Source organism: Actinomycetes bacterium (assembly GCA_036510875.1).
Lineage (GTDB): Bacteria > Actinomycetota > Actinomycetes > Prado026 > Prado026 > DATCDE01.
The window spans coordinates 1-10,369 of the sequence record DATCDE010000320.1 but is presented as its reverse complement, the minus strand read 5'-3'; the positions used below and the strand labels follow the sequence as shown (position 1 = coordinate 10,369).

The 10,369-nt window shown below is 73.0% G+C and carries 13 protein-coding genes and 1 tRNA gene; 6 read left to right on the top strand and 8 right to left on the bottom strand.

The genetic code is table 11. The features are described from left to right. Positions 1-379: 379 nt before the first annotated feature. On the top strand, positions 380-1,057 hold the full coding sequence (msrA, locus tag VIM19_18460; protein HEY5186830.1) for a peptide-methionine (S)-S-oxide reductase MsrA: 678 nt from the start codon (positions 380-382) through the stop codon (positions 1,055-1,057). Here msrA and VIM19_18455 read toward each other — a convergent pair. After that, complete coding sequence (locus VIM19_18455) at positions 1,020-2,384, bottom strand: cystathionine beta-synthase (protein HEY5186829.1); 1,365 nt, start codon at positions 2,382-2,384, stop codon at positions 1,020-1,022. The genes msrA and VIM19_18455 overlap by 38 nt on opposite strands. Before the next feature lie 36 nt (positions 2,385-2,420). Between VIM19_18455 and VIM19_18450 the strand changes: the two genes are divergently transcribed. Both VIM19_18450 and VIM19_18445 read left to right on the top strand, forming a co-directional pair. Continuing rightward, complete coding sequence (locus tag VIM19_18450; GenBank protein HEY5186828.1) at positions 2,421-3,221, top strand: SGNH/GDSL hydrolase family protein; 801 nt, start codon at positions 2,421-2,423, stop codon at positions 3,219-3,221. Positions 3,222-3,223: 2 nt separating this feature from the next. Then, entirely contained in the window at positions 3,224-4,444 is a 1,221-nt protein-coding gene (locus VIM19_18445) for an acetyl-CoA C-acetyltransferase (GenBank protein ID HEY5186827.1), read from the top strand. Here VIM19_18445 and VIM19_18440 read toward each other — a convergent pair. Then, the gene (locus tag VIM19_18440; GenBank protein ID HEY5186826.1) at positions 4,427-4,801 is read right to left on the bottom strand and encodes a hypothetical protein; all 375 of its coding nucleotides are present in this window, start codon (positions 4,799-4,801) and stop codon (positions 4,427-4,429) included. The two genes, VIM19_18445 and VIM19_18440, sit on opposite strands and share 18 nt — an antisense overlap. A 100-nt stretch (positions 4,802-4,901) precedes the next feature. Here VIM19_18440 and VIM19_18435 point away from each other — a divergent pair, with 100 nt between their 5' ends. Then, complete coding sequence (locus tag VIM19_18435; GenBank protein HEY5186825.1) at positions 4,902-5,132, top strand: DUF4287 domain-containing protein; 231 nt, start codon at positions 4,902-4,904, stop codon at positions 5,130-5,132. A gap of 30 nt (positions 5,133-5,162) precedes the next feature. Here VIM19_18435 and VIM19_18430 read toward each other — a convergent pair whose 3' ends face one another. The 5 genes from VIM19_18430 to VIM19_18410 all read right to left on the bottom strand — a co-directional run bounded on the left by VIM19_18430 (position 5,163) and on the right by VIM19_18410 (position 8,494). Continuing rightward, positions 5,163-5,942 carry a Bax inhibitor-1/YccA family protein gene (locus tag VIM19_18430; protein HEY5186824.1) on the bottom strand — a complete coding sequence of 260 codons (780 nt, stop codon included), beginning with the start codon at positions 5,940-5,942 and terminating at the stop codon, positions 5,163-5,165. 70 nt (positions 5,943-6,012) lie between these two features. Beyond that, positions 6,013-6,096, bottom strand: a tRNA-Leu gene (locus VIM19_18425). A gap of 18 nt (positions 6,097-6,114) precedes the next feature. Continuing rightward, a complete protein-coding gene (gene def, locus VIM19_18420; GenBank protein HEY5186823.1) occupies positions 6,115-6,648 on the bottom strand; it encodes a peptide deformylase in 534 nt (177 codons plus the stop codon). Beyond that, positions 6,645-7,157: an ACT domain-containing protein gene (locus tag VIM19_18415; protein HEY5186822.1), complete on the bottom strand. Its 513-nt coding sequence runs from the start codon at positions 7,155-7,157 to the stop codon at positions 6,645-6,647. Before VIM19_18415 ends, def begins: the two co-directional genes overlap by 4 nt. Before the next feature lie 11 nt (positions 7,158-7,168). Further along, positions 7,169-8,494 carry an NAD(P)/FAD-dependent oxidoreductase gene (locus VIM19_18410; protein HEY5186821.1) on the bottom strand — a complete coding sequence of 442 codons (1,326 nt, stop codon included), beginning with the start codon at positions 8,492-8,494 and terminating at the stop codon, positions 7,169-7,171. 112 nt (positions 8,495-8,606) lie between these two features. On the opposite strand from VIM19_18410, the gene VIM19_18405 reads away from it, so the two are divergent. Together VIM19_18405 and VIM19_18400 are read left to right on the top strand one after the other, a co-directional pair. Then, on the top strand, positions 8,607-9,296 hold the full coding sequence (locus VIM19_18405; protein ID HEY5186820.1) for a dienelactone hydrolase family protein: 690 nt from the start codon (positions 8,607-8,609) through the stop codon (positions 9,294-9,296). Then, positions 9,293-10,009, top strand: a complete 717-nt coding sequence (locus VIM19_18400; protein HEY5186819.1) for a uracil-DNA glycosylase — start codon at positions 9,293-9,295, stop codon at positions 10,007-10,009. Before VIM19_18405 ends, VIM19_18400 begins: the two co-directional genes overlap by 4 nt. Positions 10,010-10,106: 97 nt before the next feature. On the opposite strand, the gene VIM19_18395 is transcribed toward VIM19_18400, so the two are convergent. Then, entirely contained in the window at positions 10,107-10,310 is a 204-nt protein-coding gene (locus VIM19_18395) for a DUF1918 domain-containing protein (protein ID HEY5186818.1), read from the bottom strand. Positions 10,311-10,369 lie beyond the last annotated feature (59 nt).

Below are 10,369 nucleotides of genomic sequence, written 5' to 3'. Positions count from 1 at the left end.
GAGCCACTCTCCGGCTGCGCCACCGTGGACGGCGACACCCCGGCGGCCCTGGCCAGGTCACGCTGGGCCAGCCGGGGCGAGGAACCGGCCCCGCGCCTCGCGCAGCAGCGCACCCACGTCGAGCGCCCCCGCAGGCCGGTGCCGTCCCTGACCCTCCATCCCCCACCGTGCCTGGTCCGCGCCCTGGTGCCCGTGTCAGTTTCCGAGCTGTGGACACTCCCGTCACGCGCCCGCGGGCATGCCTCAGGAAACCCGCTCGCCCCCAGCGCGGACGGCAGCACCGGGGGCGAGCGCCGTTTGGGAGACATGACTTCGACGAGGTCCGGAACAGCCGGGCCAATGGCGCGCGTTGCACCGGTTACCCACCCAGGAGGTCGCTGTGCTGTTCAGCCGCGCCAAGCGCGAGATGGTCCCCGCCGAGCGGGCCCTGCCCGGTCGGACCCACAGGTCGTACCCGGTCCCGGCCACCCACGCGGTGCTCGGCACCCCGCTGGAGGGTCCGTGGCGGCAGGGGCTCGAGGTGGCCCACGTGGCGCTCGGCTGCTTCTGGGGGGCCGAGCGGCTGTTCTGGCAACTGCCGGGCGTGTACTCGACCGCGGTGGGCTACCAGGGCGGGCACACCCCCCACCCCACCTACGAGGAGACCTGCACCGGACTGACCGGGCACGCCGAGGCGGTCCAGGTCGTGTTCGACCCCCAGCAGATCAGCTACGAGCAGCTGCTCAAGGTGTTCTGGGAGGGCCACGACCCGACCCAGGGCTACCGCCAGGGCAACGACCTGGGCACCCAGTACCGCAGCGCCGTCTTCACGACCGGCCCCGAGCAGCAGTGGGTGGCCGAGCTGACCCGGGACGCCTTCGCCCCGGTGCTCCGGCAGGCCGGCTATGGCCCGATCACCACCGACATCGAGCCGGCTGGGCCGTTCTACTACGCCGAGGACTACCACCAGCAGTACCTGTACAAGGTGCCGGGCGGCTACTGCGGCCTGGGCGGGACCGGCGCGTCCTGCCCGGTCGGGATCAGCGGGACAGGTACCCCAGCAGGTCCTGTCGGGTGAGCACCCCGACCGGCTTGCCGTCGTCCAGCACCAGCAGCGCGTCGGCGCTCTCCAGCGCCGCCACCGCGTGCTCGACCGGCTCGCCGGCGCCGACCACGGGCAGCGGCGCGCTCAGGTGCGTCTCCACCCGGTCGGCCAGGTGGGCCTGACCGGAGAACAGCGCGTCCAGCAGCTCCCGCTCGGACACCGACCCGACCACCTCCGCGGCCATCACCGGGGGCTCGGCCTGCACGACCGGCATCTGCGAGACGCCGTACTCGCGCAGGATCGCGATCGCCTCGGCCAGGGTCTCGTTCGGGTGGGTGTGCACGAGCGGGGGCAGTGAGCCGTCCTTGCCGCGCAGCACGTCGCCCACCGTGGTGGTGGTGTCCGCCTCGAGGAACCCGTACCGGGCCAGCCACTCGTCGTTGAACACCTTGGACAGGTAGCCGCGGCCGGAGTCCGGCAGCAGCACCACGACCACGTCGTCCGGCCCGAGCGTCTCGGCGACCTTCAGCGCCGCCACCACGGCCATCCCGCAGGACCCGCCGACGAGCAGGCCCTCCTCGCGGGCCAGCCGCCGGGTCATGCCGAACGACTCCCGGTCGGACACGGCGACGATCTCGTCCGGCACCGTGCGGTCGTACGCCGTCGGCCAGAAGTCCTCGCCCACGCCCTCGACCAGGTACGGCCGGCCGGTGCCACCGGAGTACACCGACCCCTCGGGGTCGGCCCCCACCACCCGCACCCGCCCCTCGGACACCTCCTTGAGGTAGCGCCCGGTGCCGCTGATCGTCCCCCCGGTGCCCACCCCGGCGACGAACATCGTCACCCGGCCGTCGGTGTCCTCCCAGATCTCCGGTCCGGTCGTCTCGTAGTGCGACTGCGCGTTGTTCGGGTTGGAGTACTGGTCCGGCTTCCAGGCGCCGGGGATCTCCCTGGCCAGCCGGTCGCTCACGCTGTAGTAGGAGTCCGGGTGCTCCGGGGGCACCGCGGTCGGGCACACCTCGACCCGCGCGCCGTAGGCGCGCAGCACGTTGATCTTGTCGTTGGACACCTTGTCCGGGACGACGAACACGCAATGGTAGCCACGCTGCTGGGCAACCAGGGCCAGCCCCACGCCGGTGTTCCCGGACGTCGGCTCGACGATGGTGCCGCCCGGCTTGAGCAGCCCCTCGCGCTCGGCGGCGTCGATCATCCGGACCGCGATCCGGTCCTTCACCGACCCGCCCGGGTTGAGGTACTCGACCTTGACCAGCACGGTAGCGGTCAGCCCCGCCGTGACGTGCCGCAGCCGGACCAGGGGGGTGTTGCCGATCAGGTCGACCATCGATTCGTAGACGCGCACGGACGGGAGCCTATCGGCGTGTCCTACCCTTCAAACGTGGGCGGGGCGAGGCAGGCACGACGGGCCGCCGTCGGTGGCGGCGGCTTCGCCGGGCTGCTCGGAACCACGGTCGGGGTGCTGTTCGCGCAGGCCAAGCTGGCCCGCTGGCGGGTGGGTGAGCCGCGCCAGGTGCCGTTCGCCGTCGACGGCATCGTCGGCCGTGGCCGCGGCGACCTGCTGCGGATGGTGATGCTCGGCGACTCCGGCGCCGCCGGACTCGGCGCCGACGACCCGTACCACACGGTCTCCATGGTGGTCGCGGCCGGGCTGTCGGCGGCCTCCGACCGGCCAGTGGCGCTGGTCGGCCTGGCCGTCGTGGGGGCCCGTACCTCTGACCTCGACGAGCAGGTCGACCGGGCGCTGCGCCGCACCCCACCTCCCGACCTCGCGGTGATCATCATCGGGGCGAACGACGTCACACACCTCGTCCCCCCGGCGACGTCGGTCGCGCGTCTCGAGGCCGTCGTGCGCCGGCTGGTCGACGTCGGCTGCGCGGTGGTCGTGGGCACCTGCCCGGACCTGGGCACCATCCGGCCGTTCCCCCAGCCGCTGCGCACGATCGGACGGCGCTGGAGCCTGACGCTGGCCGCCGCGCAGGCCACCGCCACCGAGGCTGCGGGCGGGCACGCCGTCCCGCTGGCCGAGCTGGTCGGGCCGGAGTTCGACGCGAACCCGGCCGAGTACTTCAGCGAGGACCGGTTCCACCCGTCGTCCCTGGGCTACCGCCGCCTCGGCGAGGCGCTGCTGCCCGCGGCCCTCGACGCCCTGCAGATCACCACGCTCACCCCCAAGGAGTAGCCATGCCCGAGGCCGTCATCGTCGCCACCGCCCGCTCCCCGATCGGCCGCGCCGGCAAGGGCTCGCTCAAGGACCTGCGACCCGACGACCTCGCGGCCACGGTCGTCCAGGCGGCGCTGGCCAAGGTGCCCGAGCTGGACCCGCGCACGGTCGACGACCTGATGCTCGGCTGCGGGCTGCCCGGCGGTGAGCAGGGGTACAACATGGGCCGGGTCGTCGCGGTGCTGCTCGGCCTGGACGGTGTCCCGGGGACGACGGTCACCCGGTACTGCGCGTCGTCCCTGCAGACCACCCGGATGGCGCTGCACGCGATCCGGTCCGGCGAGGGCGACGTGCTCATCAGCGCCGGCGTGGAGATGGTCAGCAGCTTCGCCAAGGGCAGCAGCGACGGCCTGCCCGACACCATGAACCCGCGCTTCGCCCCGGCCCAGCAGCGCACCGCCGATCGCGCCGCCGGCGGCGCCGGGACCTGGACCGACCCGTGGGCCGACGGCGCCCTGCCGGACGTCTACGTCGCCATGGGCCAGACCGCGGAGAACGTGGCCCAGCTGTATGGGGTCACCCGCGAGGAGCAGGACGTGTTCGGCGTCCGGTCGCAGAACCTGGCCGAGGAGGCCGTCGCCTCGGGGTTCTGGGCCCGCGAGATCACTCCGGTCATGGTGCCGGACGGCACGGTCGTGTCGCAGGACGACGGGCCGCGGCCGGGCGTGACCCTGGCGGCGGTGTCCCAGCTCAAGCCGGTGTTCCGGCCGGACGGGACGATCACCGCGGGCAACTGCTGCCCGCTCAACGACGGTGCCGCCGCGGTGATCATCATGTCCGACACGCGGGCCCGCGAGCTGGGCGTCACCCCGCTGGCCCGGATCGTCTCCACCGGCGTCACCGGGCTGTCCCCCGAGATCATGGGCATGGGCCCGGTCGAGGCCTCCCGGCAGGCGCTGGCCCGCGCCGGGATGACCATCGACGACGTCGACCTGGTCGAGATCAACGAGGCGTTCGCCGCGCAGGTGCTGCCGTCAGCGCGCGAGCTCGGCGTGCCCATGGAGAAGCTGAACGTGCACGGCGGCGCGATCGCGGTCGGCCACCCGTTCGGCATGACCGGCGCCCGGATCGCCGGCACCCTGCTCAACGGGCTGGACTGGCAGGACAAGGAGATCGGCCTGGAGACCATGTGCGTGGGCGGCGGCCAGGGCATGGCCCTGGTCCTACAACGCCTGTCGTAGCTCCCGGGCGGACGACTCCAGCTCGGCCAGCAGCTCACCCAACGGACGGCACCGGCCCGGCGCCCACACCGGGGTGGCCGGGTCCAGCCCCTCGGCCGCGCGGACCAGGTCGTGGCCCGTGACGGCCACCTGGTCGCCGACCGCGAAGTCGTGCAGCCGGGGCACTCGGCGCCAGGCGGGCGGCCGCGGGTCGGCCCGCTGCTCCACCCCCTGGTCGGCCGCGGCGAGGGCCTGGGCCAGCGCGTGCGCGGCGTCCGCCCGGGAGGGGTGCGGGGGCAGCGGCCGGGCCAGCCGGGTGTCCGACAGGGACCGCAGCCGGTCGGCCAGCCGGTCCACCGCGATCAGCAGGTCGGTCACCAGCGCGAGGCTAGACCAGAGCCGAAGGACCTTGTGCGCCAGCGTAGGGTTGCGGCACGGTGGGGGGCAGACGACCCCTCATCGGCCCGAGGAGGCTCCGATGACCTTGCACCACTCCGAAGAGACGCATACCCAGCTGCTCGCCCGGGTGCCTGAGGCAACCGGCCGCGAGCTCAAGGAGTGGTACCGGCTCATCGAGGACGGACCGTCCTTCACTCGGTTCGACGAGCGGGTCCGTTGGCTGCAGGATGAGTACGGGGTCGCGCACGGCGTGGCCACGGCTATCGTGCACGAGTACGACAAGGAACGCGCCGCCCGACGCACGGTGTAACCGGCGTCGAGCGGCGCGCGCCGCTCGCTCCTAGTTGCGGCCCTGCAGGATCGCCAGCAGCCGCAGCAGCTCCAGGTACAGCCAGACCAGGCTGACCACCAGGCCGAAGCCGGCCCGCCAGGACTCCTTCTCCGGCAGCCCGGCCGCAACGCCCTTCTCGATCGCGTCGAAGTCCAGCACCAGGGTGAACGCGGCCAGCGCCACGCCCGCGGCGCACAGCAGGATGCCGATGCCCCCGACGCCGTAGAAGCCCCAGCCGCCGCCGACCCCGAAGAACGCCGAGAACAGGCTGACGACCGCGATCCCCAGGTAGGAGAACATCGCGATCGTCATCATCTTGGTGAACCGGGGGGTGGCCCGCAGCCGGCCGCTCTTGTACAGCACGAGCATCACGGCGAAGGCCGTGAACGTGCCGATGACCGCCTGCAGCACGATGCCGTTGTAGGCGGCGTTGTACCACTGGCTGATCCCGCCGAGGAAGAAGCCCTCGGCCACCGAGTAGGCCATGATCAGCGCCGGGTTCGTCGTCCGCTTGAACGAGACGACCATCCCGATCCCGAACGCCACGATCAGGCTGCCCCACATCAGGGCCGGTGCCGTGGCGACGAGGTTCCAGCCGACGACCGCGGCCAGGACCAGCAGCGCGAACAGCGCGCCGGTCTTGACGACGACGTCGTCGATGCTCATCGTGCGGCCGGTAGTGACCGGCCGGTCGTACATCTCCTGCAACGTGGCCGCATCCACGCTCGCGGTGTACGCGGTCCCGTCCCGCCCGAACTCGCGGTTGAGAACCGGGTTCCTGCTCTCCATGGGCCCTCCAAAGGCTCGTGGTCGGTCATCCACGGTAACCCGTCAGCGTCCCTGGGCGTCGGGTGAAGGGTGCCCGGGACGGGACTCGAACCCGCATGCCCTCTCGGGCGGATCCTTTTAAGGGACCTGTGTCGGCCAGTTGCACCACCCGGGCGTGCAGGCAGCGTACGACCTACAGGTACACCTGCCGGGCGAACACGGCGTGCGCGCCGGCCACCCGGTCGAGGAACAGCAGCCCGTCCAGGTGGTCCAGCTCGTGCTGCAGGGCGCGGGCCTCGAACGCGTCGGTGGTGACCTCGACCGGCTCGCCGGTGAGCGGCAGCAGGCCTGCGACGGTCACCCGGGTGGCCCGCTTCACGTCCCCGGTGAGGTCGGGTACCGACAGGCAGCCCTCGCGGCCCTTCTCGTTGCGCGACGCGGCGACCAGCCGCGGGTTGACCAGCACGAACGCGCCGTGCGTCGTGTGCGTCTTGGGGTGCGCCGACACGTCGAGGGAGAACACCCGCGCGCTCACCCCCAGCTGGTTCGCGGCCAGTCCGACGCAGCCGGGCGAGACCCGCTGGGTGGCCAGCAGGTCGGCCGCGAGCTGGACGACGTCCGGGTCGGTGGGGTCCACCTCGAGGCAGCGGGCGGCCAGCACCGGGTAGGGGGCGTGCACCACCGGTCGGACCCGCCCATCCGGCAGCTCGGGCAGCAGCGGGCTCACAGGACGTCGGGCTCCAGCGGGTGCAGGGTGGCCTCCACACCGAGCCCGCGGGCCACGTCGGCCAGCTGGGACTGCAGCGCGGCCACGTCCACCTCGACCGGCAGCTCCACCTCGGCGGTCATCACGTACAGGTCCCCGACCAGCCTCGTGGTCAGGTCGGTGACGTTCCCGCCGAGCGAGGCGAGCAGCCGGGTGACGGTGGAGACGATCCCCGGCCGGTCGCCACCGTGCACCGACAGCACGTAGCCCTGCCCGGACGGCGCCGGCTCCGGCTCGTCCGACAGCACCCGCACCGAGACGACGAGGTCGGCGAGCAGCGGGGCGAGCAGGCCCTCGACGGCGTCCGGCGCGGCGTCGGCGCGGACCACCAGGGTCATCGCGAAGTGCCCGCGCAGCCGGGTCATCGAGGAGTCCTCGAGGTTGCCGCCGAGGCCGGCCAGCGCCCCGGTGACGTCCGCGATGATCCCGGGTCGGTCGTGGCCGAGGACGGTGACCGCGAGCAGCGCCATGCTCGCCGACCTTACGCGCTGCGCTCGGCGGCCCCGCCGGCCGCCTCGTGGAACTGCTTGGTCGGCTCGCGCATCGACCACAGGCCGACCACCTCGCGGCGGAACAGCAGCGCCTGCGTCCAGTCGAGCACCACCTGGGCCTTGCGGGAGAACGTCGGCATCCGGCTCATGTGGTAGGTCCGGTGCATGAACCAGGCCGGGAACCCCTTGAGCTTGACCCCGTAGACCTGGGCCACCCCCTGGTACAGCCCGAGCGAGGCCACCGACCCCGCGTACGCGTGCCGGTAGTCCGTGGTCGGCTCGCCGCGCAGCACGGCGGCCAGGTTGTCGCCCAGCTGTCTCGCCTGCCGGACGGCGTGCTGGGCGGACGGCGAGCAGAACGCCCCGGGGCTGGTCAGGTCGGGGACTGCGGCGCAGTCGCCCGCGCTCCACGCCTCGTCGTGGCCTTCGATGCGCAGGTCGGCCCGGGTGCGGACCCGGCCGCGGTCGTCCAGCGGGAACCCGGTGGCCGCCACGACCGGGTCGGGCTTCACCCCGGCCGTCCACACCAGCACCTCGGCGTCCAGCTCGGTGCCGTCGGACAGCACGACGTGGCCGCTGACGCACGACTCCAGCCGGGTGTGCAGGTGGGCCTCGATGCCGCGGGCCTGCAGCTGGTCGAGGGTGTACCGGGCCATGTCCGGGCCTACCTCGGGCATGATCCGGTCGGCCGCCTCGACGAGCACCCAGCGCAGGTCGCTCGGCATGATCCGCCGGTAGTACCGGGTGGCGTAGCGGGCCATGTCCTCCAGCTCGGCCAGCGCCTCGATGCCCGCGTAGCCGCCGCCCACGACGACGAAGGTGAGGGTGCGCCGGCGCACCGCCTCGTCGGCCGTCGACTCGGCGATGTCCAGCGACTCGATGACCCGGTTGCGCAGCGCGATGGCCTCCTCGACGGTCTTGAAGCCGGTGCCGTGCTCGGCCAGGCCGGGGATCGGCAGGGTGCGCGAGACCGACCCGGCGGCCAGCACGATGTGGTCGTAGCCGAGCTCGTAGGCCGGCCCCTCGAGCGGCTCGATCGTGGCCACCCGGCGCTGCGGGTCGACCGCGCTCACCGACCCGGTGACCACCTCGGCCCGGGTCAGCACCCGGCGCAGTGGCACCACCACGTGCCGCGGCTGGATCGACCCGGCCGCCGCCTCGGGCAGGAACGGCTGGTAGGTCATGTACGACCGCGGATCGACCACGGTGACCCGGGCCTCCCCGGCGCGCAGCCGCCGCTGCAGCCGCAACGCCGTGTACATGCCCACGTAGCCGCCGCCCACGATCAGGATGTGCGGAACACCGCTCGTCGCCATGCCGCCTAGCCTGTCAGCCGCCCGGCCAGCCCGCACCCGGCGGCCCCTCGCCGCGAGCGCAGTCCCGTGGCACAGTGACCAAAACCACGTCTCGGGTCTTGAGGGAGCACACATGGGCGAGAAGATCACGTTCGCGAGCAACGGGGGCACCTGCGAGGCCTATCTCGCCGTGCCGGCGTCCGGCTCCGGGCCGGGTGTCATCGTCATCCAGGAGTGGTGGGGCCTGGTCGGGCACATCACCAACCTGGCCGACCGGTTCGCGGCGGCCGGGTACGTCGCGCTGGCGCCCGACCTGTACCACGGCACGGCCACGACCGAGCCGGACGAGGCCGGCAAGCTGATGATGGGCATGGCCATGGACCAGGCCGCCAAGGACATCGCCGGTGCCGCGGCTGCGCTCGTCGCCCGTGACGACGTGACCGGCTCCGGGGTCGGCACTGTCGGCTTCTGCATGGGCGGCTCGCTGGCGCTGTGGAGCGCCACCCTGTCCCCGGCCATCGTGGCCGCGGTCGGCTTCTACCCGGCGATCCCGTGGGAGCGGATGAGCCCGGACTGGCCGTCCTACGAGGGCAAGTCGGCCATGATTCACTGCTCGGAGGGCGACGGCACCTCGGCGGCGGACGGCATCCAGCAGGCCTGGCGCGCGATCGAGAGCGCCGGCGGCGACGTCGAGGTCTTCGACTACCCGGGCACCGAGCACGCGTTCTTCAACGACGACCGCCCCGAGGTGTACGCGCCGGAGGCGTCCGCGCAGGCCTGGGAGCGCACGCTCGAGCTGTTCGGCCGCCGCCTCGGCGGGTGAGCCAGACACTCGCAACCGGGTCGGAGCAGCGGCTGGCCGCGCTGGCCGACCGGATCACGGCGTGCCGGGCCTGCCCCCGGCTGGTCGAGTGGCGCGAGGAGGTGGCCCGGGTCCGCCGGCGTTCCTTCGCCGACCAGACCTACTGGGGGCGGCCCATCCCCGGCTTCGGCGACCCAGAGCCGCGGGTGCTCGTGGTCGGGCTGGCCCCGGCCGCGCACGGCGGCAACCGCACCGGACGGGTGTTCACCGGCGACCGCTCGGGCGACTGGCTGTTCGGATCGCTCTACCGGGTGGGGCTGGCCAACCAGCCGACGTCAACGAGCGTGGACGACGGGCTGCGGCTGGACGGCGTCCGGGTGCTGGCGGCGGTCCGCTGCGCTCCTCCGGCGAACAAGCCGACCCCGGCCGAGCGGGACGCCTGCGCGCACTGGTTCGACGACGAGCTGGCGATCATCCGCCCGTCGCTGCGGGTGGTGGTCGCGCTGGGCGGCTTCGCCTGGGACGCCGCACTCGCGGCGCTGGCCCGCGGTCGCATCGGCTCGGTGCCGGTGCCCCGGCCGAAGTTCGGCCACGGCGCCGAGACCACGGTGGGCGATCTCACCGTGCTGGGCTGCTACCACCCGAGCCAGCAGAACACCTTCACCGGCCGGCTCACCGAGCCCATGATCGACGCCGTACTCACCCGGGCCCGCGAGCTGGGCGGCCAACCGTAGCCACCCGGCCGGCAGGTCCGAGGGAACGCGCTCGCCCGGAGTGCAGCACTGCCACACTCCGGGCGAGCACCGTTTCCGGGACGCCGCCACGAGAGAGTCAGGCCGGGGACGTCGACTGCGGGAAGTGCTCCACCACGGTGTCCGGGCCGGGGAAGAACAACCCCTCGTGCCCGTCCTCCCACTTGACCAGGTAGGGCGGCGCTCCGTTCTCGCCGTGCACCTCGATGATCTGGCCGTCTCGTGGGTTCTCGCCGACGTGGCGGCTCTTCACCAGGAGTCGGTCGCCCACCTCTGCGCGCATGGTTGCCCCTCCTTGGACTCGCTCGGGTACGCACTGTGCCCTCACCAGCATCGTTGCTC